21 protein-coding genes and 1 pseudogene are annotated in these 24,312 nt (G+C 37.2%); 3 read left to right on the top strand and 19 right to left on the bottom strand.

Translation table 11 applies throughout. The features are described from left to right. Window positions 1-13: 13 nt before the first annotated feature. Entirely contained in the window at window positions 14-1,159 is a 1,146-nt protein-coding gene (locus tag ACJROX_RS07870) for a mandelate racemase/muconate lactonizing enzyme family protein (RefSeq protein ID WP_408010196.1), read from the bottom strand. A 393-nt stretch (window positions 1,160-1,552) separates the two neighbouring features. Here ACJROX_RS07870 and ACJROX_RS07865 point away from each other — a divergent pair, with 393 nt between their 5' ends. Then, window positions 1,553-2,209, top strand: a complete 657-nt coding sequence (locus ACJROX_RS07865; RefSeq protein WP_408010195.1) for a GntR family transcriptional regulator — start codon at window positions 1,553-1,555, stop codon at window positions 2,207-2,209. 532 nt (window positions 2,210-2,741) lie between these two features. Here ACJROX_RS07865 and ACJROX_RS07860 read toward each other — a convergent pair. Continuing rightward, window positions 2,742-3,614, bottom strand: coding sequence for a LysR family transcriptional regulator (locus tag ACJROX_RS07860; RefSeq protein ID WP_408010194.1), 873 nt, complete (start codon window positions 3,612-3,614; stop codon window positions 2,742-2,744). Window positions 3,615-3,742: 128 nt separating this feature from the next. On the opposite strand from ACJROX_RS07860, the gene ACJROX_RS07855 reads away from it, so the two are divergent. After that, window positions 3,743-4,657 carry a PhzF family phenazine biosynthesis protein gene (locus ACJROX_RS07855; protein ID WP_408010193.1) on the top strand — a complete coding sequence of 305 codons (915 nt, stop codon included), beginning with the start codon at window positions 3,743-3,745 and terminating at the stop codon, window positions 4,655-4,657. A gap of 358 nt (window positions 4,658-5,015) precedes the next feature. Here the strand turns inward: ACJROX_RS07855 and ACJROX_RS07850 are convergent, their stop codons facing one another. The 14 genes and pseudogenes from ACJROX_RS07850 to ACJROX_RS07785 form a co-directional block, all read right to left on the bottom strand. Next, window positions 5,016-5,216 carry a DUF899 family protein gene (locus tag ACJROX_RS07850; protein ID WP_408011606.1) on the bottom strand — a complete coding sequence of 67 codons (201 nt, stop codon included), beginning with the start codon at window positions 5,214-5,216 and terminating at the stop codon, window positions 5,016-5,018. Between the two features lie 264 nt (window positions 5,217-5,480). After that, a complete protein-coding gene (locus ACJROX_RS07845; RefSeq protein WP_408010192.1) occupies window positions 5,481-6,701 on the bottom strand; it encodes an amidohydrolase family protein in 1,221 nt (406 codons plus the stop codon). Window positions 6,702-6,899: 198 nt separating this feature from the next. Further along, window positions 6,900-7,148 (bottom strand): annotated as a pseudogene (locus tag ACJROX_RS07840) (GNAT family N-acetyltransferase); the annotation flags it as partial. A 24-nt stretch (window positions 7,149-7,172) separates the two neighbouring features. Then, the gene (locus ACJROX_RS07835; protein ID WP_408010191.1) at window positions 7,173-7,610 is read right to left on the bottom strand and encodes a GNAT family N-acetyltransferase; all 438 of its coding nucleotides are present in this window, start codon (window positions 7,608-7,610) and stop codon (window positions 7,173-7,175) included. A gap of 20 nt (window positions 7,611-7,630) precedes the next feature. Next, on the bottom strand, window positions 7,631-8,716 hold the full coding sequence (locus tag ACJROX_RS07830; RefSeq protein WP_408010190.1) for a C45 family autoproteolytic acyltransferase/hydolase: 1,086 nt from the start codon (window positions 8,714-8,716) through the stop codon (window positions 7,631-7,633). A 59-nt stretch (window positions 8,717-8,775) separates the two neighbouring features. Beyond that, window positions 8,776-9,585 carry a polysaccharide deacetylase family protein gene (locus ACJROX_RS07825; RefSeq protein WP_408010189.1) on the bottom strand — a complete coding sequence of 270 codons (810 nt, stop codon included), beginning with the start codon at window positions 9,583-9,585 and terminating at the stop codon, window positions 8,776-8,778. A 64-nt stretch (window positions 9,586-9,649) separates the two neighbouring features. Next, window positions 9,650-10,666 carry an NADPH dehydrogenase gene (locus ACJROX_RS07820; RefSeq protein WP_408010188.1) on the bottom strand — a complete coding sequence of 339 codons (1,017 nt, stop codon included), beginning with the start codon at window positions 10,664-10,666 and terminating at the stop codon, window positions 9,650-9,652. 39 nt (window positions 10,667-10,705) lie between these two features. Then, window positions 10,706-12,259: a sodium:solute symporter gene (locus ACJROX_RS07815; protein WP_408010187.1), complete on the bottom strand. Its 1,554-nt coding sequence runs from the start codon at window positions 12,257-12,259 to the stop codon at window positions 10,706-10,708. Window positions 12,260-12,261: 2 nt separating this feature from the next. Further along, the gene (locus ACJROX_RS07810) at window positions 12,262-12,495 is read right to left on the bottom strand and encodes a hypothetical protein (RefSeq protein ID WP_408010186.1); all 234 of its coding nucleotides are present in this window, start codon (window positions 12,493-12,495) and stop codon (window positions 12,262-12,264) included. A gap of 76 nt (window positions 12,496-12,571) precedes the next feature. Then, window positions 12,572-13,342: an SDR family NAD(P)-dependent oxidoreductase gene (locus ACJROX_RS07805; RefSeq protein ID WP_408010185.1), complete on the bottom strand. Its 771-nt coding sequence runs from the start codon at window positions 13,340-13,342 to the stop codon at window positions 12,572-12,574. Window positions 13,343-13,366: 24 nt separating this feature from the next. Beyond that, window positions 13,367-14,116, bottom strand: coding sequence for an SDR family NAD(P)-dependent oxidoreductase (locus ACJROX_RS07800; RefSeq protein ID WP_408010184.1), 750 nt, complete (start codon window positions 14,114-14,116; stop codon window positions 13,367-13,369). A 32-nt stretch (window positions 14,117-14,148) separates the two neighbouring features. Continuing rightward, window positions 14,149-15,828, bottom strand: a complete 1,680-nt coding sequence (locus ACJROX_RS07795; protein ID WP_408010183.1) for a hydantoinase B/oxoprolinase family protein — start codon at window positions 15,826-15,828, stop codon at window positions 14,149-14,151. Further along, window positions 15,825-17,894 (bottom strand): hydantoinase/oxoprolinase family protein, encoded by a 2,070-nt coding sequence (locus ACJROX_RS07790; protein ID WP_408010182.1) that lies wholly within the window; start codon window positions 17,892-17,894, stop codon window positions 15,825-15,827. The genes ACJROX_RS07795 and ACJROX_RS07790 overlap by 4 nt, the downstream gene beginning before the upstream one ends. Window positions 17,895-17,917: 23 nt before the next feature. Beyond that, the gene (locus ACJROX_RS07785) at window positions 17,918-19,192 is read right to left on the bottom strand and encodes an NAD(P)/FAD-dependent oxidoreductase (protein ID WP_408010181.1); all 1,275 of its coding nucleotides are present in this window, start codon (window positions 19,190-19,192) and stop codon (window positions 17,918-17,920) included. A gap of 216 nt (window positions 19,193-19,408) precedes the next feature. On the opposite strand from ACJROX_RS07785, the gene ACJROX_RS07780 reads away from it, so the two are divergent. Further along, complete coding sequence (locus ACJROX_RS07780) at window positions 19,409-20,212, top strand: IclR family transcriptional regulator (RefSeq protein ID WP_408010180.1); 804 nt, start codon at window positions 19,409-19,411, stop codon at window positions 20,210-20,212. A 176-nt stretch (window positions 20,213-20,388) separates the two neighbouring features. On the opposite strand, the gene ACJROX_RS07775 is transcribed toward ACJROX_RS07780, so the two are convergent. The 3 genes from ACJROX_RS07775 to ACJROX_RS07765 all read right to left on the bottom strand — a co-directional run bounded on the left by ACJROX_RS07775 (window position 20,389) and on the right by ACJROX_RS07765 (window position 24,173). After that, window positions 20,389-21,573: a mandelate racemase/muconate lactonizing enzyme family protein gene (locus ACJROX_RS07775; protein WP_408010178.1), complete on the bottom strand. Its 1,185-nt coding sequence runs from the start codon at window positions 21,571-21,573 to the stop codon at window positions 20,389-20,391. Between the two features lie 70 nt (window positions 21,574-21,643). Next, complete coding sequence (locus ACJROX_RS07770; protein ID WP_408010177.1) at window positions 21,644-22,990, bottom strand: 2-hydroxycarboxylate transporter family protein; 1,347 nt, start codon at window positions 22,988-22,990, stop codon at window positions 21,644-21,646. A gap of 121 nt (window positions 22,991-23,111) precedes the next feature. Next, window positions 23,112-24,173, bottom strand: a complete 1,062-nt coding sequence (locus tag ACJROX_RS07765; protein ID WP_408010176.1) for a tartrate dehydrogenase — start codon at window positions 24,171-24,173, stop codon at window positions 23,112-23,114. Between the last annotated feature and the right edge of the window lie 139 nt (window positions 24,174-24,312).

The raw sequence follows: 24,312 nt of genomic DNA, 5'->3' as shown, positions 1-24,312 counted from the left end.
AACTCCCAAAAACTTAATTAGCTACATTAATTTGCTCGGAAACAATATTTTCTTCCATTAGGTATTTCTGAATAGCTTCTTCATTCCACTCAATACCTAAACCAGCTATTTTTGGAGCAACTAAGGTTCCTTGTGATGATAACTGATACGGATTTTTCATAATGTGGTCAAAGTTTGTGACATCAGTACCTACAAATTTTTCCACAAATGCTACTTCTCTTGATGCACAAGCAAGGTGAACGTGAATATCCCAGAAATAATGTGGTGTAATGGTTACGCCTTGAGCTCCGGCTAAGACGCTAATTTTCATAAACTCAGATACTCCTCCACATTGGGTCGCATCTGGTTGTAAGTAATTTAAAGCACCATGGCGTATTAATTCTTGGAACTCCCAGCGAGTTGCTCCAACTTCACCAGTAGCGAGTGGGATGGATGTCTGTTTGCTTAAACGGTTAAACCCTTCAATCATATCCATTGGAAGTGGCTCTTCAAAAAACATGATGTCGTATCTTTCAATTCTTCTACAAAGTTCTAGACATTCGTTTACATCTAGATATGATTGGTTTGCATCAATCATCAGCTTCACATCTGGTCCAATGAGATTTCTTGTAAGTTCTACACGCTTTTCTTCTTCTTTTGCACTCAATCTTCCAACTTTGATTTTTACAGCTTTGTACCCTTGATCCATATATCCTTGGATCTCTTCCTCTAATTTGGAATAGACTTCTTTGCCTTCGTAATAATATCCACCAGATGCATAACAAGGAACTTCATCCCTGTAGGAGCCTAATAATTTATGTAACGGCATTCCAGCTAACTTTGCCTGGTGATCCCAAAGTGCTATATCAATTGCGGATATGGCAACTAGGACATTTCCTCTTCTTCCTGCTCGAACGGTTTGAAAATACATTTTATCCCACAGCTTTGCAATATCTCTAGGATCTTCCCCGATCAACATTGGAGCTAATAATTCGTCAACTACAGCCTTCGCTGGCCTTGCACTCGTATCCTGCAAACAGAACCCAACACCCTCAATGCCTTCATCTGATCGTACGCGAACAAGCAGATATTCACGATATTTAAGAGTCTTAATGGAAAATCCAACTGGTCTTTCTAATGGAATTCGAACCCATTGTGTCTTCACTTCAGTAATCTTCATCTCTCTCTCCCTTTCGTCTAGTTAGGGATAGGTAACAAAAGCACCCTCCCGGCCTCAAATTCAATCATCCTTTGTTCAAATATCACATTTTGAAAAGGCTTACATTATTTTTAAACGAAAAAGCATCTTCTCAATTATCCCTTCAAAACTGTTAGTTTCGGATCCAATTTTGATACAAAAATGATTATATAGATGATGCGTATGAATTTATTAAATTATAAAAATATTGTAATGTCAAGGTTATAAACTGATTTTTCTTATTGTTCGAAAATTATTTCTGTGATATAATTCTTCATATCGGATCCAATTTTGAATTTTCGCATTATTTGTTACTAATAGAATAGACCAGTTATTTAAACTGCAAACAAGAAAAAAGAATGGAATGAATAGACCATGAGTAGCCAAATTAGAAAAAAACTAACCACCCAAGATATTGTTACAAATAACCTAAGAAAAGCAATTCTTACTGGAGAATTTAAGCAAGGTGATCGAATTGTTCAAGATGAATTAGCCAAACGATATGGGGTCAGTCGAATGCCAATTCGTGAAGCGATCAAAAAACTGGAATTTGAGGGAATTGTAAAAAGTGAACCTAGAAGAGGTACATTTGTCTACCCTATAGGTCTCAAGGATATTGAAGAGATTTATACATTGCGCTTAATCCATGAAAGCCTAGCTGTAGAAAAAGCCCTCCCCCATATCACTAAAGAGGATATCAAAGAATTAGAAAGTATTTTAATAGAAATGGAAGATATTGAAATGAACGATGATACATTAGAGTACTATTCAGGACTCAATGAAAACTTCCACAATAAATTGATTGAAAAGTGCCCTTGGAGAAGGGTTGTACAAAATGCACGTATTTTCTGGGGACACTATCTATCAATTGGAACAACGCTTATACTAACTGAGCATCATGATAAGGTAAAAATCGAGCACCAACAAATCTTTGATGCAGTAAGTAAAGGGGATACAACTCTACTAAAAAATACAATCGAATACCATATTAGAAGAAATATGAATGAACTCATCTTACATCTACAAAAATAATAATTTAGTTTTGTTTACTAATTTAACAAGGAGTGTGCACATTTGCGACTAGCTACATCCCTCCTATAAACACAAAGAGGCAAGGGATCAATTTCCCTTACCTCTACCTAGGCGAACGGCTATTCGTCACTATGTGCTCCCTCACGGTAATCCGTGTTCACCAGTCACACATAGCCTATCAATTTATAGTTATAGTATCAATTTTCCGACAAACCTTTAACATTATGATGCTATAAAGCGTGACCATTATTAAAAGTTTTTCTGTTTGGACCATCACATGGTAACGGACACCTTCAAAGCGTAATATCCTATTAAACTACCAGATTATGCACTTGTATTGATAGACGGGGTAATAAAAGAAAAAGGAGCCCAAAACCTTTGGTGCCCCATTTGGCATTATTTCAGTCTCTTCCCCATGATCATCTGTGGACTTCCCCTTTGGTACCTCACAAGTTGGATACAAAAAATCCTGAGAGGTGTTCGACTTCCCTTCACAGGCATTTAAAAAGTTTCTTTCACAGAGTCAATGCTTTTATTTCTTTCTATTGATCATGGACCTCGTTAACTCAATAAATGCTGCAACCGCTGGAGAAACAGTATCAAGGTCGGGTAGAGCCAATCCAACTGTCCGATAGGATTCTTCTTTTAACTCCGCGGAGGCCAAATCTTTAGCAGCGTGCATGACAATTTCCGGTACGATGCTGATCCCTAAATTTTTTTGCACCATGGCTATAATTGTCTGATTATCTGCAATCTCACAATACACATTGGGCTTAAGATTATTCGACTTGAAGAGTTCCTTTATTAAATCATCGCAGCCAGCCTTTGGCATTATGAATGGTTCTGCAGCTATATCTTGTACACTGACTTGTTTTTCATTTTTCAAGGGATGTGAATCAGGCAAAATAATATGGAGATGATCGTCAAATAATGGAATGAAATCAAGGTTCTCAGCATGGTTAGTCGTCAAAAAACCAATATCAATGGCATTGGACGATAACATTTGTCTAAGTTCATGGTACCCGCCTTCAAAGAATTCAACCTGGATTGAAGGAAACGTAGAATGAAACTTTTCTATGATGGAAGGCAACAAGTACGCTGAAACACTAGGAAACGTACCAATTCGAATCGTTCCAATCTCCAAACCATTTAACCTGCCAGCCTCTTGTTTCATTTTTTCTGTTAGATTCAGGATTTGTCTAATATAAGTAAGGATCCTTTTCCCTTCAAACGTTAAAGAAACGCCAGAACGTCCTCTCTTCAAAAGAGTAAGGTCAAGTTCAGCTTCCAGGCTCTTTACAGCATGACTCACAGCGGATTGCGTAAGACCCAGTTTGTCTCCAGCTTTCGTAAAACTCCCCAATTCTATCACTTCTTTGAAAATTTCATATTGAAGTAGGGTCATATCAGTACCTCCTGACAGATTCATTAATTCAATTCATATTAACTATTATAAACATTCATTTGATTAATGCAAAAGGGTGACATATGATGAATGCAAGGAGACGATCAAAAAATTCGAGGAGGAGAAAAATGAAAACATTGAATTATACGTTAGTCGATGTGTTTACCACCAAACCTTTTGGCGGAAATCAATTGGCGGTGTTTGAAGAAACCAACCTAAGTCCTGATCTCATGCAGAGGATCGCAAGGGAATTGAATTTATCGGAAACGGTATTTATCCGTAAACCTACTGATCCAAAAAAAGAAAAAAGTTTAAGGATCTTTACCCCTCAAGTCGAATTGCCTATGGCTGGTCATCCAACGATCGGTGCAGCATACGTAATGGCTGAGAAAGATATCATTGATACGAAAACAGGTGCCAATGAGTGGATCTTTGAAGAAGGCGTTGGGGATGTTCCTGTAACAGTAGAAATGGTTGATAACGGCATATCAAAAGTAGAAATGGAACAACCATTACCTTCCTTTGGTGACTACTATTCAGAGAGGGAACTAGCGGCAGAGTTGTTGTCTCTTTCTTTAGAGGAATTGGATCCATCGCTTCCACTTCAAACTGTTTCATCAGGTGTACCCTTTTTGTATATCCCAATACAATCATTATCTGCGATGAAAAAGATCAATTTCCGTACTGATGTATGGGAGAAATATTTTAGCGGGAGCCCAAATACGAAGCATATTTTCACCTTTACAACTGAGACACAAGAACCACAATCGACCGTTCATAGCAGGATGTTCGCACCCGCAATGGGAATATCAGAAGATCCTGCAACAGGTGCAGCAAGCGGACCTTTAGGGGCTTATTTAGTCAAGCATGGTGTCGTACCCTCTGTTGATAGTGGAATTTCTACGATAAGAAGCGAACAAGGAATGGAAATGGGTAGACCGAGTTTTATAGATATCACGATAATAAAAGAAGGAAATGAAATCACAAAAGTTAAAATAGGTGGGAAATCAGTAATTATTGGGTCAGGATCACTTTACTTATAGAACAAGAAAATTGAACAAATTTCGTTTAGCCTCCTAAAATTAATCTACATATTTAGGAGGCTATCAACCTTGACTTTAGTTAGGTAAATATAGAAAAAGACCATATGAGAAGACTTAACTCAAATATGATTCGTATTGGGTATACCTTAGTGTACCCTCTGAAAAAATTAACCCCCTACACTTATCCGAGGCTCAATCCGAATCGTCTTTAAAACTCACACGACCTTTTGGCTCCTTCCATTCCTCTTGGCGACCGAGTGCTGTTTCATCTAGAAAGTAGTATGCCCCGCCAATTTACTCCAGTGTGCGTAGACTGAATAAGTGTGAAAGACATCGTCGCCTTTTCGGAGGAAACAGCTTAGCCCAGTAATTCCATCGACTGCCTCTCCTCCACGTTTAATGGCATCCCAAATTGTTCATACTCGTCCTTTGTACTGAAGTTGTATTCGAGAGGGTCGACAGATTCATCCAGTGTAACGTTGAAATCATAGTTGAAGTCACTTCCATAAGAGGAGTACCATGGAAAGCTCCAACTCTTTTGAGCTTTGTAAGCCTCTATTTTTGGAAACGGTGCACGGGAAATGTAAGCAAATGTTTTTTAATAATTATTTATAAAACGATAAATATTGTAATTACTTTAAGTTTAAGTTAACGATAAAAATTTACAAAGGGAGAATTACACGAAAAGAAAAGCTAGGTAATGAGTTGAGTTTGACGGGAAATTTGGAATGAAATGCAATAACCTACTTAAAATCTTTTAAAATATATTAATAAGGCTTTATATACAAGATTTATAACCCGTATATAAAGCCTTTTTATCATACTATTTTCTAACACGATTTATAACTTCTTTTCCTTTAAAATAAACCTTCTTAATATCACTATTCTCCGTAATCTCCAATCCTGGAACACCTTCTGCTACCAAAAAATCAGCATCAAGTCCCGCTTCCAATCTTCCAAACTTTTTATCTTTCCTTAACAGCTTTGCTGGATTGGCTGTAATCATGGCCAGCAGAACATTTTCATCGTAACCATAATCATGTAATAATTTCATAGCGGGGCGGGCAATAGCCATTAAGGTATCCGGACCTTTTAAAGAACGATCATTGAAAGGCAGCCAGGAAGCATCCGGGTGAGGCGGAAGGTAAGCGTCAGTTGATATGGAAACAGGAATATTATTTTCCATTAAACTCAGAATTTCTTCTGGCGAGTTAGGTAGGAGGTGGGTTCCTCCTATAGGGGTCGCTATGATATGAACCCCAAGCTTCGCTGCTTTTTCTGCTAGTTCATCATTTATCCCTTGAGCATGATGCAAGACATCAATTCCGGCATCCAGAGCCATTTCGATTCCTTTTTCCCCGGCAACATGGGCTCCGATTTTCTTGCCAAGTTTGTGGTAGGTATCTGCTATTTGCTTTAACTCTTCAAATGAATAGATTATTTGACCGGCTCTCGGAACTTGTTCTTCCGTAAAATTTGCAGGTGTTGCATTAATAAAAATGTTCTCCCCTGGATAGTCACTCTCCTCAGCAATTTCTTGAACTACCTTCAGATCGGTTAATTCCAGTTGACTAACACTTTTTGATTGAGTAACTGAAGTAAAATGGGCTAATTGTTCAAAGCCAATCGATATGCTGGTTGCTGCGAATGAAATGTCCATAGGAAAATCCTTAACTGCTTTTCTGTAATCATCAATTGAAAAATCGCATTGCGGGTGGCCGCATATCTGTTCTCCAAGCGCAGTGATGCCTGATGACAAGGCTTGAAAAAGGATTGCTTTTCCTGCCAAAAAATGAGTTTCTGCTGTAACAGGATATAAGGATGTAGGAGCAAACTCTAGTAAATGTGTATGGCAATCTATCAAAGAAGGTGTGATGATATATTTAGAGTAATCCAGCACCTTTATACCGGAGAAACTTTCTTTCAGCTCGCTCCATTGGCCAACAGCTGCTATTTTTCCACCTTTTATCACCATTGCACCATCTTTGATTGTATCGAGCTTGCTTACAGTTACCAATTTCTTTCCTCTAATCATGTATTCCATTAGTTATCACTCTTCCCGGGTAGCAATTTCATGGTACTGGATCTGTTTTTGTTTCACTGCCATCACAATATTCTCCTTTCTCAGGTTATAAAGATAATTATTAATTCTTTCTTTTCGTCTGAAACCCTTTCGACGGAATCCAAAAGAAAAAGAAGCCCAATTCCTTTAACTGGCGCCTATTTATCGATTGAAAATTATTTATTGTTCCTGTTTAATACGATCCTTCACTTTGATTTTCCAGATCATGTGGTCATACCCAGCGCCCCAATAATCCTTTAACCAGTAATCAGGTTCTCCAAATTTCTTCCTCCATATTTTTTGTGCAAGACGATATCCACTATCCAAACAATACTCTTCAATGCATTTTTCATCTAAAGTACGGTATATGGCATTTAACAGGAGATTCCCTACGCCATTCCTCTGATAGTCGGGATGGACAAACAACTTAAGAAGTGACCTCTCATTGTCCCTTTATAGTTTTTTGCGGAAGGAATAGCACCACTTGTCGTAAAGTTGTTTATCTTCATAAAAACGATGAGCTTTTGTGCGTTGAATACCTGATTCTAACGCTATAAATTGAGCCCCTTGGGATTTTGCCCATGTGTCGATAAAATTCAGGAGTTGATTACCGTAACCTTTAGACTGGTATTGTGAATCAGTAACAAGATCATAAATAAAGACATGTTTTTTATTATAGAAGTTAACTCTCATCGCGAGACCTGCAACGGCGATGACTTCCTGTTCTTTGTAAATCGCAAATAGTCGATAGCCATCCTTTCTCATTTGGGACAAAATCTCAAGGTAGCTTTCTTCTGAAAGATCTGTTCGCAATTGGTTTATGACTGGGAACGCCTCCAGGTATTGTTTCAGCTCAGTTAACTCACTAAACACTTCTTGAGGATTAACCATTAATTATCCCTCCTTACAATCTAGATACTATATTCTTCATATTTTACATCCGAAGGCATGCCCTTGCTTATATAGACACTTTTTTTTGTTAAATTCATGATGATTGAAAAAACTGTTTCAATATGTCTATGTGAAGGAGCTTGGTGATTGATATAATGGTTAATCGAATTTGGAGCATTAAATGTATCACTTAACCATGTTTTAAAAGTTTCTTCATTTATCACTAATTCATTTTTTATCGAGTAATTGATAAGTTGTTCTGCTCTTCTTTTTCGTATTTCAGAATCACTATATCTTAAGTTGTTTCCTTCTCCGACATTCATTTGAATTTCAGGAGAACAGATATGATTCGTATGAACACCGTGTTCAGCTTCGTTATTTGTTATAGCAATCCCAAAAGGAGAAACCTCTACATGAAAACCTAATCCCTTATGTTTCCCCTCACTGTATCCGATCATAAAATTAGCAGCAGAAGCCATTTGTCCTTCCTGTATTTTCCCCATGGCTTCGTGTAATGAGTTAGAATTTAAAATAGCACGAAGCCCTAGATGAATGGGTACACCATCGCTTTTTTTCTTTGAATGAAGAGCATTTAATCCAACCCCAATAGATGAGTCATTACACCCAATTTTCCCGATTATACCGCCTTCTGTTACCATTAATATATTTGGTAGATTTTCTCTTTCAATTTTCAGTAATAGCAAGCTATCTTTCTGAGCAGCTTTCCAATCCCAATTTTGTCCTATGATCGTATCTGAGGTTAATGGACTGCATGTAAAAATACTTGTACACCCATCTGTGAAAGATGAATGCGCATCTCCTGTGAGCGCTATTTCACTTCTTGCATTCAATACCAAAATGTCCTCAAATTCTAAGGATGCACCTTCAGCAACACCTTGCATTTCTTCAATTAATGTTTCATCAAACTTTTCGATTGCTGGAATATGTAGCTTTGCGCGTTCTTGTACTTGATTCCAATTTATTGATTGATAGTCATAGAAAAGCTGTTCATAAGTTTCTATACTTTGGATAATTTCATCTTTCCCCATTTCACCATGCTGCTTGCCTATGTCATGGGCAGATCCTGATAAGGTTAGAGTTTTCATACACAGACTCCTTTGTTCATATTCTAAAGTTAGGTAATCCAAAGATTCGTAAAAACATGTTAATAATATTCTCTAACATATTTGGCCACTTTACTACCGGTAGCAAATTCAACGTTAGGATAACTTTTCATATAACGAATGAAATTATCTAACATATCGATTCTAGACGGTCTACCAATGATCTGAGGATGGCACACCAAATTAAATAGACATCCTCGATTATAAATGGCATGAAATTCTTCTTTCCAAACATTCATGACATGTTGTGCTGGAAAGATGGGCCTTGATGGGCCTGTAACATTAAACAAAAAGAAAGGCGCATCATCTAGCATCCATTGTACCGGGATTTCTATCAAATCTGTTTCCTTGTTATTTTTTACGACACGGTAAGGATCAATCGAATCCATCATATTACTAGAATAAAGAAAATCGTGTTCAATTAATAAATCGAACATATGGTCACTCGTTTCCCAGGCAGGTGATCGAAATCCTACTGGTTTTTGACCTGTTATATTTTCTAAAGACGCTAATCCCTTGATAAAAATCTCTCTTTCTTTTTCTGGATCATCGGGATCTACCCATTCATGTAAATATCCATGGTGGCCAATCTCATGTCCATCTGCAAGGATTTGTTCTACACGATCAGGATATTTTTCTGCAACCAAACCTGGAATGAAAAAAGTAGATTTAATGTCATGTTTTCGTAGTAATTCCAATATACTTGGAATACCTACTTTTGCACCAAAGACACCTTGTGAAAGTGTTCCTGGTTTTTTATAATTATCTTTATTCCTTGAGATCCATAACGTTTCGGCATCAAAGTCAAACGTAAGCATTACAGTAGTTTTAACATCATTCTTCCAAATCAATCCGAGTCTTCCCCCTTAATTAATTGTGGGTATATTTAAAATATTTAGTTAATTTATTAGTTATTTACACAGAAAAACCGAGGTCATAAACACCTGGTAGTTTTACCTCTTGATTAAGTTTCACCGCAGCTTCTTTGGCCCAATAGGGTTCTCTAAGAAGACCTCTCCCAATGGCAACAAGGTCAGCCCTTCCATCACGTATAATTGATTCAGCGACATCAGGGTTTTCTAACCTCCCAACAGAAATGACAGGTATGTTGAATTTTTCTTTAATCTCTTGGGCATAACGGGTTTGATATGCCGGGTATACTTTTGGTCTTACAGGATCATTTCCTCCTGTACTAACATCTAACATATCAACACCAGCTTCAAGAAAATATGGAATAAAATTTAACATATGATTAAAATCATAACCGTTTTTACCGTATTCAACTGCTGAAATTCTTAGTATTAGAGGCATATCTTTAGGAATATTGGATCTAATTTCTCGAATAACTTCTACTGGAAAAACATGATACGAGCCATATTGATCATTTCGATGGTTTGAAGCTGGTGACATGAATTGATGTAATAGATATCCATGCGCGCCGTGAATTTCTATAGTATCAAACCCTGCTTGTACAGCTAATGAAGCTGACGTTCCATATTTTCCGATAATCTCTTTAATTTCCTCGATTTCTAAAGCCCTTGGTATAGGCGAATCTTCTGAAAAGGGATCATCTCCTGGGCCAACTATATCATTACCATCAATGACAGATTTGCGTCCAGCATGTGCCAATTGTATACCTATTTTAGATCCATATTTATGACACTCATCGACAATTCGTTTGTAATGAGGGACTTGATCCTTCGAATGAAATGTTAGACATTGATCCGAAATTCTTCCCCTTAATTCAATATTGGTCATTTCTAAGAAAATAAGTCCAATGCCTCCGATGGCTCTACTCGTATAGTGGACAAAATGCCAATCAGTCGGATTTCCATCCTTGTTTTCTGCTTGGTATTGACACATCGATGACATCATGATGCGGTTTCTCAGATGAAGACCTTTGTAGCTAAAAAAGTCAAACAATCCAGGCATCACATATATCCTCCTATAATAAGCTATTGCCTAAAAGTCTTATAAAATTCCTAACATAACTAGTAACATGAAGTAAACGGCTGTTACAATGATAAAACCACCAATTAAAATACCATAATCCTGTTTCTCAACTTTTGCTTTCTCTGAAGCAAAGCCTTTTTCTTTTAATAACCTAAAGCCTTCTTTTTCTTCTGGTTTTTGTTTTGTTAATAGTGATAATATGATTAATCCTCCAAAACCAATAGGGAAACTATAAACAGTTGGGAAAGGTGCGAACCACTCTAGAAGATTGTTCGTAATAATCATGAATGCGCCAAGTGGTACACTCAGCCAAATCATAATATTTACAGCTTTAATGGTAAGACGCTCCCAATATAATGAAAGAACTAATGTTGGGAACAAACCTAATGAGGCTATAATTCCTGCCAAAGATCCCGCAATGATTAATAAGTATGTTTGTTGGAAAGCCATTACACCAACAACTATTAATACGATAATACTAATAACTGTTGTATATTTTTTCTTAGATGCATCTGTCATATCAGGCTTTAATGAATATCTAAATAAGTCAACAATACCTTGTGCAATAGATAGTGCTTGTGTATTTGCAGTTGTGAATGCGGCTGCCATCGCTGCACCTATAATAAGTACACCAACAATCCAAGGCCAAACATGTATTGAAGCATAAGGAGAAATACTATCTGGATGCATAGACCCTGGCTCAATAACAGCCATCAACATACCAGCAGAAATAAAAATTAAAATGGATAAAACGACAGTTACTACATAGGAAATAAAGGAGCCTTTAATTACACTTTTGGGATGATCAACAATGAGCGAACGGTTAATAATATGAGGTGAGCCCCCAACAATTGCAAGCCAAGCTAAAGCAAATCCTACATAATAAGGCATATCTAATCCCGATGATCCTGTTGCAGACCATCCACCAAATTCTGAGATCGCTGCAATACCAGTTTCTAACCCTCCAACTGCAGAAATAGTAGCTGGTAAAATGATAATGGCAATAATGATAAACAATATCATCGCAAAGGTATCGGTGATAACAACAGACCACATACCAGACAAACCGAGTGTGAATGCCACGATAATAACCATGATCGTAACCGCAATTGGTAATGGAATCTCAAAAATGGTTGATAATATTAAACCACCACCCTGAATTTGCACTAATAAGTAGAAATATAGAATCCCTGCTAAACTAAGTCCCAGTCCAGCGTACATTAGTTTACCATTGTTACCAAATCTCACTTTATAATACTCTGAGATACTAGTAACACCCAGTTTTCTCATTCTTAAACCGATTAATATTACAGCAATGATCCATCCGAAAGTAAAACTACTAGTATAAAAGAGTAGGAATGGCATAGGTCCCCAATTCCATGCAGAGCCAACACCACCAATAAATGTGGATAGACTGACATAACTCGCTGTTAATGTACCTGTGAACATCCACCATTTTGCTTTTCTACCCATGATCCAATAATCTTCTGCGGTTTTAACGTATTTCTTAACTACAATACTTATAATCACAAATGCTAATAATACCAGTACAATCCCCCATGCAAGATGCATTATTAAATCCCCCTCTTAAGTGTAATGTAATAAAGCAATCCAAAAAAGAAACCAAAACCTAAGAAGTAAGCCAAAATAATTGCCTCGTGTAAACCTGGGGAATCCTTAGGAGATGAAGTGATAGCTAATAATCCTAAAAATCCCCACATCAAAATTAACCAGGATATCCAAACGATAATATCAAAAATTTTGCTACTCTTCTTTTTTGTCTTTTCGGAAAAGTTGTTTTGGGTCATTTTATTACCTCCTTTATAGAATGAAATATATTTCGTTCTTAGAACAAACTAGGACTATACTTAAATCTGTAAACTATCATAAGGATTTATTTGAATTTGGGAGCCCGTAATGTCCAGAGGATAAGCCACCATCTACCGCAATGACCTGTCCTGTCATATATGTGTTCAGGGATGATGTTACCATCTCGATTGCAGAACTGACTTCAGAAGGGTTAGCAGGTCGTGCAAAAGGTATCCTTTCACAAAATTTTTCAATATAACTTAGATCCAAACGCTCACTTTCGACTAACCCTGGGGCAATACTATTAACTTGAATGCGATTCTTAGCTAATTCGATTGCTAGTACTTTTGTGAGCATTACTAACCCTGCTTTTGAGGCACAGTAATGACCAGAACCAATTCTTGCAGATTGATAACTTCCAGAAGAAATGGTTACAATATGTCCTCCATCACCTTGTTTAATCATTCTTCGAGCTACTTTTCGACAAGTGATAAAAGCTCCTTTCAAATTAATATCAAGGACTTGATCCCAATCTTCTTCACTCATTTCAGTAATTCTACAATCAGGGAAGATGCCAGCACTATAAACTAAAATATCGATACCTTTCCATTTATCAATTATTAAATCCAAAGATTTTGAAATATGATCCTTTTGCCGAACATCCCCTTCTATCACTAGTAAATGTTCGGGACTTTCTACTTTATGTCTGAGTTTGTTCAAACTTTCTCTATTAATATCAAATGAAGCTACCTTTGCACCTATTTTTAGAAAATGATTGACAGTGGCTAAACCGATCCCTGATGCACCACCAGTAACTAAAATTCTCTTACCTTCAAAATTATTCATTATATTTTTGCCACCTTTACATTCTTACTGAATTACATAACCTCCATCGATAACTAGTTCAGAACCTGTTACAAATTTGGATTCATCTGAAGCAAGATAAACAGCACCATATGCAATATCATCCGGCTCTCCAAATTCCGGCCAAGGTGTAAAGGTTCTAAATTGATTTAAAATTTTTGGATCTTCTAACTTCTTTTTAGTCATAGGTGTTCTTATTACCCCTGGATGGATAGTATTTATTCTTACATAATCTTTAGCAAATTCGACAGCTACCGTTTTTGTTAACCCCATCATTCCGCTTTTTGCTGCGGTATAAGCAGCATTTTTTCCAGAGCCAATAATCGCGAATATTGATGATGTATTAATAATTGAACCGCCACCTGATTCAATCATCTTAGGTAGAAGTTGGTACATGCCCAGGTATATACTGCTTAAATTCGTATTAATAATAGTATTCCATCTGTCTTGGGTTGTTTCTAATAACCCTTCATTACCGCTAATGCCTGCATTGTTTACTAAAACATTTATTTTTCCGAAATAGACATCTACTTTTTCTAAGATCTTCTCCCAACTTTTTTTCAAAGACACATCGGCTGCAAGTATTTCTACTTTTTGATCAAATTGTGATAAATGATTTTTTAAGTCCTCAAGTTTCTTTTCATCTATATCAACTAATAATAGTTGAGCACCTTCTTTAACGAACTTTTCAGAAATAGCTTTGCCAATACCTCCAGTAGCTCCGGTCACTACCGCAATCTTTTTAGCTAACCGCATCTTTTCACCTCCAAAGGTTTGGTATTAAAAATTCATGGGTTAATTATTAATTTTTTTAATGTTTCATCAGAAATATAACCATCTTTCCAATCTTGAATAACCTTATCTTTCGGTCTATTTATAGGTGTACCGTATCCACCTGAACCTGGGGTTTCAATATATAAGACGTCACCCTTATTAACTGTTAAACCAGTCGTTTTTCCATATAGTCTTTTTTCATGTTCTGTGCCAGGATTTAATATTTTTTTTCCTGGAAGGCCATTATGTCCACCATAATATCCTTTCGGATTTGTAGTTTCTCCATCGCCTCGAGTAGTCAATGTTAAATTGTCTTCAAGCATCTCAATTTCCCTTACAACCCCTAATCCACCCCGATATTCACCAATCCCTCCTGAATCTTGGTGTAGCTCATATTTATGAAATAAGAGTGGATATTCTAATTCAGCAGATTCGATTGGTACGTTCATACAATTACCTACATGAACATCAATTCCACTTAGTCCATCTTTATTGGGGCGTGCCCCCATGCCCCCACCGTTCAATTCATAATATACAAAGTAATCATTTGTCTTTGGGTTATGCCCCCCAATGGCAATAGTTGTCGCATGCGCATGACTGGAGGCTGGAATCTTATCTGGAATTGCCTTAGACATCGCTTCAAGGCAAATATCACTTAACCTCATAATTGTGTGATACCTTCCACTAACTGGTGCTGGGAAGTTAGGGTTTAAAATCGTACCTTTTTTCGTTTTTACTTCGATCTGTTTATACGCCCCTTCATTTTGAGGCACTGTTGAATCCGTTACACATCGTGTCACGAAATAGGCAACTGCATTAACCGTTTCTTGAGTCACGTTAAACGGGCCTTTGGCTTGTGATGCACAATTAGTAAAATCATAAATCATTTTGTCATCTTTGATTTTGATATTAACTTCAAGGTGGATCGATTCATTTTTTTGTACCCCATCATCGTCTAGATGGCCAGAAGCAGTGTAAATCCCATTTTTTATTTCTTTAATTTTGTCTTTGATCCTATTTTCTGAATAACTGGACCACGCCTGTATAATATTTTCAACGGCTTCAATAGAGTACTTATTGTATAATTCCGAGACTCTCTTTTTTCCAATTTCATTAGCTGATATTTGTGATTTTAAATCTCCTAATGTATAGGAAGGCATTCTTACATTAGCTTTAATAATCGAAATAATCGTTTTATTTTCTTCACCCTTTTCATATAGCTTTACGGGTGGAATAAGTAGACCTTCTTGATAAAGTTCTGTAGCATTTCCAGGGGCACTACCAGGAGTACTACCTCCGACGTCAACGTGGTGACACATACTTCCACAAAAACCTACGAGTTTACTCTCCACGAACACTGGTGCAAACAAAAGGATGTCGGGACTATGAGATGCCCCCATATATGGATGGTTGATCATAATTTGATCCCCTTCATAAATTTCATCCTGTCTATAATGCTGTTGTAAAATTCTTTTAAGTGTGCCTCCCATTGACCCTAAATGAGTTGGGATGTTATCTGATTGGGCTATTAAATTACCATTTCGATCAAAAATAGCGGTAGAAAAATCCAACGCTTCTCGTACAATACTCGAATATGCGGTTCTTTGTAAGGTAGCACTCATCTCTTCTGCAATTGACATAAATGAGTGACCTACTACTTCCATCATAATTGGATCGATTTTTGAAGAAATCAAGATAAGAGCCCCTTTCCTAATGAGATAATGATATTACCAAAGCAATCGAGTTTTGCCTCTTCATCGGCTTCCACTATTATTGTCGTATTTGAGCCATCAATAATAGCTGGGCCAGAAATATGATTCCCGCTTATCAATTTATCTAAATAAAATACATCTACTTCTTCAAATTGATTAGTTGAAAACAGATATACTCTACGTCTACTTTTTCTTGCTTCTATTGGGGGTTCTGTCTGGTGCTCCTTAAACTCTTCAAGTTCAATATCTGAAGTTAAACCAATAGCAGACAAACGATAATTCACCACTTCAATTGGTTGGCTTCTATCACAATAGCCATACTCTTTTTCATAATCTTCAAAAAACTTTGAAGCTATATCCTCAATACTAGTTTCTAGATTTAGACCTTTAAGTTCGATTTTTATTTCAAATGCTTGCCCTTTGAAGCGTAAATCAAGATAACGTGTTAACACTTGTTTTTCAGGATCAACACCTTCTTTATCTAATAGTTCTTTACCAGAGGATTCTAAAGTTTTAAATTCAGCAAGAATATTTGGTAAATTCTCCTGGTCTAATGGGATAATATTAGTGGTTGTGAAGTCATGCTTAATATCCGCTACTAATAATCCAAAAGCGGATAACACGGAAGAAGCGTTCGGAATAACTACTTTAGGAATTCCAAGTTCCCGTGCTATCGAAGTGGCATGCAGTGGTGAAGCTCCACCAAAAGCAAAAAGTGTAAATTCTTCGGGATTATGTCCTTTTCTTACGGATACAAGACGTACCGCTTCAGTCATATGATGATTTGCTATTTTAACCATACCGACAGAAGACTCATCTTGAGATAAACTAGATTGTTCGACTATTTTGTGATGTGCTTGTTTGGCTGCATCTAGATCTAATGGCATTTCTCCGCCTAAGAAAAATTCAGGATCAATTCTTCCCAACAATAGATTTACATCTGTAATGGCTGGATCTTTTCCACCATTTCCATAACAGGCAGGCCCAGGATAAGCGCCTGCACTTTCAGGTCCTACTTTTATAAGTCCTCCTTCATCAATACGACTAAGACTACCTCCACCTGCCCCAACGGTTTCCATTTCAATCATAGGTGCTTTTAGTGGGTAATTTTTCAATCTGCCATCAAGTGTAATTTGTGGGGATTGATTTTCTATCAGGGCAACATCAGTACTTGTTCCACCCATATCAAAGGTAATGATATTTTTCATTCCTAACTTCTCCGCTATGAATCCCGATGCAACTACACCACCAGCAGGGCCAGACAGTAAGGTTTGGATCACATTTTCTGAAGCTTCTTGCATTGTCATAATGCCACCATTAGACTTCATGATATATGGTATTTTAATATTCATTTGTTGGAGCTTCTCTTCTAATTTGACCAAGTAATTAGTTGTTTTGGGTTTTAAATAGGCATTAACTGCTGTAGTAATTGTTCTTTCGTATTCTCTGAATTCTGGGGAAACATGGTGGGATAATGAAATATAACACTCGGGGTATTCTTCTTTGATAATTTCTGCGGTTCTATTTTCATGAATTGGATTATAGTACCCGTGTAAATATGAAACTGCGATAGATTTGATTTCATTTTCTTTGACTTTTCGGACTGATTCTCTAACATCATCTTCATTCAGCTTATGTAAAACCTCTCCGTCTGCAGTTATTCGTTCACGAATCCCAAAGCGATATTGACGTTCTACAAGACTAGAGGGTTTATCTTGGAATAAATCATATAACTTCAAACGTTTTTGTCTGCCAATTTCGATAACATCTCTGAAGCCATGAGTTGTGAATAAGGCGACTTTTGATCCTTTATTTTCTAGAAATACATTGGTTGCAAAGGTTGTCCCGTGAACAAAGTAATCAATTTGGTCAGCTTCAATCTGTGCAATTTCCATTATTTTTTTAATTCCTTCAACTACCCCTTCTGAAGGGTCCTCTGAAGAGGTAGGTGTTTTTGTAAAATGTAATTTTCGTCGCTGATTATCAAATAACACAACATCAGTAAATGTCCCACCAACATCCACAGCTAATTTATAATTATTTTTCATGTGTAAACCTCGCTTTATCATGATTAATTTACTTTATCCATTATTGAATAATAACTACCTGCTATATTAAGTAATAGTTTTCTTTGATTGTGGAATGGGATTGTCTTTAATGGCAGCTCTTCTAATTTCGACTTTTCTCTATTGGGGTGCACAATATTTTTAGCAACATATTCACCAAACAGTGTTGAGGTCGATGCTCCATGGCCGCAATAACCTAATGCATAGTGAATAGTATCTTTGATCGTACCAACGTGAGGGAAAAAATCTAGTGGGAAAGCTACTTTGCCTCCCCATTGGAATTCGATTTTTCGATCATATAACTCTGGAAACACATCTAATAAGTTCTCTCGTAAAGACTTATATAAGGATGAGTCTTGCTTTTCATTGAAACTAACACGACCTCCAAATAGAATACGCTCATCTGGTGTTCTTCTGAAATAGTAAAGGAAATTTTTCGTATCGGATATCATACGGTTATTCGGGATTAATTTTTCAGTGACTTCTTTTCCAAGAGGCTCCGTTACGACAATATGGCTTCCCATCGGCATGACCGAAAGCGTTAATTTTTTATTAAGATTTTTTGTATATCCATTAGTGGCAAAGACTATATGTGTTGATTTAACAACCCCCATATCGGTCTGAACGATATATTTATTTCGCTTCTTATTTATCGAAGCAACTTCTGTTTGCTCATATATTTTTCCATCTTGATCTTCTACTGCATCCGCCAGACCTAATGCATAATTTAATGGATGGAAAGAATGACTTCTTGGATCAACTAATCCCCCTTGATAAAAATCGGATTTCAGTTCAATACTGAGTTGTTCAGGGTTTATTAATTGAAGTTCATATTGATATGCTTGCCACATAAATTCTTGTTCTTTTTTTAAAGTCTCTAAATGCTTTGATTTAAATGCGGCCTTCATACTACCACAATGATTTAATGAACAATCAATACCTTCTTTTTCTACTATTTCACGTACTTTTTTGATCCCTAGGCTAGATTGCTCTAGAAAAACCTTCGCAACCTCTCGCCCCCAACGTTTTTCAATCTTTTGAATACCATTTTTATACCCTGTCAAAACCATTCCTGCATTTCTGCCACTAGCACCCCACCCTACCATGTTCTTCTCTAAAACGACACAAGAAATGCCTGCTTTTCGTAAGTAGTAAGCAGTTGCAAGGCCAGTAAAACCAGCTCCTATGATGGTAACAGTTGTCTCAATTTCCCCTTCCAGGGAAGGGCGAATCTTTAATTGATTTGCTGTGGAAGCCCATAATGAATCCGTATGATGCATATTTTTTGGCCTCTTTTCCCAAAAAGTATGTAGGATTATTTAATACGCTTTAGTTTCAATATTGAAACTAGGTTTCTTATTTGATATTATTGAATTTAACAAACTAAAATCATCATGTCAATAGAATTGTCAGAAAAAAATGAATCTATTTAACTTTCAAACTTCCTGTGAATATGAAATGATATAAAAAAGAATGTAAGAAAAGGAAGGATCCCAATGAAGACAACTGGAGAAAAGAATAGCAATTTTATACCATCTGTATATTCAGCCCTTAACATTTTAGAGTTTCTTTCAAATGAAAAGCACAAAGAAAGCACCTTAACTGAAATATCAATTGCACTTGATATAAGTAAAAGTACTTGTTTACGAATTTTAAAAACTCTAGAGCTAAAAGATTTTGTCCACTTTAACCGTTTATCAAAACGTTATAAGCTAGGTTCTTATTTAATTCCTTTAGGTTCACGATCAGAAGAAATGAATGATTATATTAGTACGGTGATTTCTTACCTGCCTACAATTTGTGCAGAAGTCAATCAAACAGTGGTACTGGCAAAGCGAAAAGATGCTCTTAATTTAGCTTATATTGCCAAAGAAGAACCTAATCAAAAGATTCGCTTGACTATATCACCTGGTGAGATTTTTCCAATTATCGGAGGTGCTGTAGGTAAAAGCTACATAGCCCATTTAACCGACATCCAAATCAATGAAATCATTGACGAGTTTATTGTAGATGGTCAACTTCCTCGATACACGGAAAACACAATTACTACCCCTGAAATTTTTATGGATGAACTGAGAAAAATAAGGGAAGAAGGTATAGCCGAGACAGATTCTGAACACACTCAAGGCATTCACGCTCTGGCTTGTCCTATATTAAATGGCAAAGGGGAAGTAGTTTTATCTATTGGATTTTTTATACATAGTTCTTTATCGAACGATGAATGTAACACCCAAATCTTAAAAAGTTCATTAAAAAAACACGCAAAAATTCTTGAAAACTTAATTTCAAGATACTTTTAACGAATATGTTGTTGTTATAATTGCAAAAACTGTAAGCCAAATAAAGGAGCCCAAATTCTTGGAGCTCCTCCATTACTTATATTAATTTTTTACCTCTGATCAGCGTATACTTTCCTACATTCATTCAGCACATCGTTTTCCTTGAAGGGCTCCCATCCATTGTTAATACCGTCCGATCATTGATCAACTATGGAACCATCCACATGTAACCTTGTATTAACGTCCCTTCTTGTATATGGATAACGTTTTTCTACATCATCAACCAATTCTATGCCAATTCCATTCTTTGTTGGGACATCAATAAATCCATTTTCAGCTTTTGGAACCCATGTTACCATGTCACTTTGCCTGAATTCCTTCTTTTCATTTTTAGAACTTGTAAACCTCTCTGTCGCAGAAATAGTAAAATGATCAGGGAGTTCTAAAATCGCTAAGTTTTCTATGGCTGCAGCTATTTGTATACATGCAGCTGTACTGACAGGGCTTAATGGATTATGTGGAACAATTTGTACCCCATGTGCTTCAGCAATAGCTGCTATTTTCTTGGTGCCAGTTATACCACCACAAAGACACACACTTGTCCTTGCATAAGACATCGCATTCCGTGATAAGAGCATTTCGAATTCTTGGATCGTATGGATCCTTTCCCCTGTTGCAATGGGCACATGGACTTTATTCGCCACAAGAGCCATCCCATCAAAGTTATCTGGAGGAATAGGGTCTTCTATAAAGAATGGATTGAACTTTTCAACAGCACGTGCAAAGGCTACTGCCTCTCCAGGCTTCATCCTTCTATGCAGCTCCAGACACAAATCCATTTCATAACCAACCGCTTCCCTTATCATCCCTATACGATCAGCAGCATCATTGATCATCTTCGCATAAGGGACAAAATATGGAGTGCTTCTTGGTTCATCGAGAAATGGTGACAAGTGGCCGACAGCAGTATATCCCAGCTCTTTTGCTTTTACACAGTTCTCCACAAGCTCTTCTGTCGTCTCACCCATTACATGATAATAAGTTCTGATTTTTTCTCTGGTTTTTCCACCTAACAAAGCATACGTAGGTACTCTAAACCATTTTCCTGCTATGTCCCATAATGCGATGTCAATTGCACTTATCGCTCCCATTATTGCGGCTCCTCTGAAATGAAAAGAACGATACATGTACTGCCAGTGATGTTCAATTTGCAAAGGATCCTTACCGATCAGGTATGACTTGAACGTCTCAATGACTTCTGCCGAAGCATCTAAAAATCCCCAGGCACCAGATTCACCGAGCCCAGTAATATTTTCATCGGTATAAACTTTAACGTACAAAAATCGGTTTACTGGTATGACTTGAATATCTGTTATTTTCATGTGATTTCCCCTTTTTCATCCGGTGTCTTTACTACTTCAAACTCTATAGGTCATCATTGTTTTTGAATTTTCACATAAGAAATGGAGCCATGAAAGAAAGGATGATGAGCATTATCGCTCCACCAATCCGGGAAGAAATTTGTAAGAATGGCATTAGTCCCATTCGTTCAGCAGCACTCAATACTGCCACATCCCCGGAACCTCCCATATCAGCCATACCGAGACCAGCCCCAATTGCGGATTCCACAAAGTAAAATCCAACCAATAGACCAATGAAACCTGCAGCTAATACTGCGATAATCACTGTAATGATTGTCAAACTAATATAACTAGGATCGGTTACGATTGCAATCACACTCTTAAAATCAATCATTCCAGCACTGATAGCAACTAATATCGCCGGAACCCAGGCCTTCGTTATCAATTCATACCAATGTTCAGCACCTTTCTCAACTGAAGATGGCAGGACATTGAAAATCTTAAGAGCTGCAGCCCCTAAAATGATCCAAACATAGGAATGAAACATAGGGATTAAATCAGCAACAATTTTTCCGAAGACAAAGATTGAAGTAGCAATGATAATTCCGATGATGACAGAATTCATTGAAAACGTCGTTTCAGATTCATCAGGGTCACTAAGATCCATTTTTTGAGCTGCTGTCTTTACTCGCAATATTTCCCCGTCACCCGAGAAATTTTTAGATCGGTTTTTCCTTTTTCCTAACCCGTTCAGTGCGCCTGCAGTAAGAATACAGATCATATTCCCGACCATCACGGCTGGTGCAATTTTGGCTAATACAGTGCCAGCACTTTCTCCACTACTTGAGGCAAAGATTTCAGACATTGGCACGGCCCCGGCTGCCATACCTCCACCCATAATAGGACCGACAACATAAAAGATGGTTTCCCCAAATCCAAACCCGATCAATTGACCAATTGAACCTCCGATCAATATAGCCGCTACCACAGCACTTAGGAGAGGGATGAAAAATCTGACTCCAATTTTCATCAGCATTGTCCGATTCATACTCAAGATACTTCCGACTATGATCCCGGTAACAGCAAAGTCAGAAAAGCCGATTTCATTATAGAAACGATCCGTCAATGTACCCACACTCTCTGGGAGGATTCCCCAATAAAGAAATAAGGCAGGGATTAAGATACAAAGAATAGGCCCACCACCAAATGTATTGAAAACCGGTATCTGATCACCGATCCACATTAATAAAATACCTAATACCATCGCTACAATAAGTCCACTAGCTAGATTCTGTGGCAGCACTTCCATGTAGATTCCAATCAACAGTACAATGACCACTCCGAAAAAAACAGGTGCCTCGATGCCAGCAATTTTCAGTTTCTGTCCAGGATTCATTTCAATGCTTTCTAATTTACGACTTTCAGGTAAATTACTCATTTTATCAATCCTTTTCCATTGGATTTACTAGACCTTACTAGGTAAGCGTTTTCATTCAGTTATAAAGGGTAAACCTATTTACTTATGAAATAGGTTTCCTTTATGTACTCATATCAGTGAGTCATGCTCTTTCTTTTAAGCGAGTAATAATTTCTTCCGTCACTTCCTGGGTGGTATATACACCGCCAATATCTGCTGTCAGAATCCTATCATGAGTTGTACTTTCAATGACATCTAATAATACGGACCCGATCTCTTCTTCGCCGAAATGATCCAACATCATTTTAGCAGTCCATACCTGTCCGATTGGATTGGCAATCCCTTTTCCGATAATGTCTGGAGCAGATCCATGAACAGGTTCGAACATTGAAGGATACTTGCCGTTGACATTAATATTAGCTGCTGGGGCAATACCCACGCTTCCCATGATTCCAGCTCCTATATCTGTCAATATATCACCAAACAAGTTACTAGCCACAATCACATCAAATCTTTCTGGTTGAGTTACAAAGAAAGCTGCTAATGCATCTATGTGTTGGGAATCTGTTTCAACATGAGGATAGTTCTTGCTAACCTCTTCAAATACTTCATCCCAAAAGGGCATAGAATGATAGATTCCATTAGATTTCGTGGCACTCGTAACGTGCTTTTTCCGTTTGGAGGCTAATTCAAATGCAAAATTCATAGCCTGGCTCGTTCCTCTTCTTGAAAAAATACCATTCTGAATGGCGATTTCATCTTTACCCCGGAAAATCCTTCCACCAACAGAACTGTATTCCCCTTCACTATTTTCTCTGACTACGATCAAATCAAAATCATTCGGGTTGACCAATGGAGACTGTACCCCGCTTAGAAGTTTAGCAGGACGAATATTAATGGCTTGTTCAAACTCGCGACGTATTTTGATCAATAGCCCCCATAATGATATGTGGTCCGGTACTAACGCTTTGTTACCAACCGCTCCTAAAAATATTGAATCATATTCTTGTAATCTTTCCAGACCATCTTCCGGCATCATCTCCCCATGTTCTAAGTAATATTCACAACTATAAGGAAAGCTTGTGAATTCAAAGGAAATACCTCCATGAATTTCTGCAACTGTGTCCAATACGTCCGTAGCGGCCGGTACAACCTCCTTGCCAATACCATCCCCAGGAATTGTAGCTACTTTAAATTGTTTCAATATAAACAGGCCTCCTTAATAAAATGAACAATTTTGGTCGTCGGTCGGCGGTCGACTGTAATTGTTTTAATTGTAATATACATAAAACAAGCTATTATTTCAATAATTATTTTTGATTTTTCTGACTTATTTGATATTT

It is taken from the genome of Pseudalkalibacillus sp. A8, from assembly GCF_045920555.1.
In the GTDB taxonomy this organism is placed as follows: Bacteria; Bacillota; Bacilli; order Bacillales; family Fictibacillaceae; genus Pseudalkalibacillus.
The sequence above is the reverse complement of the archived record's forward strand: the minus strand, read 5'-3'. Positions and strand labels throughout refer to the sequence as shown.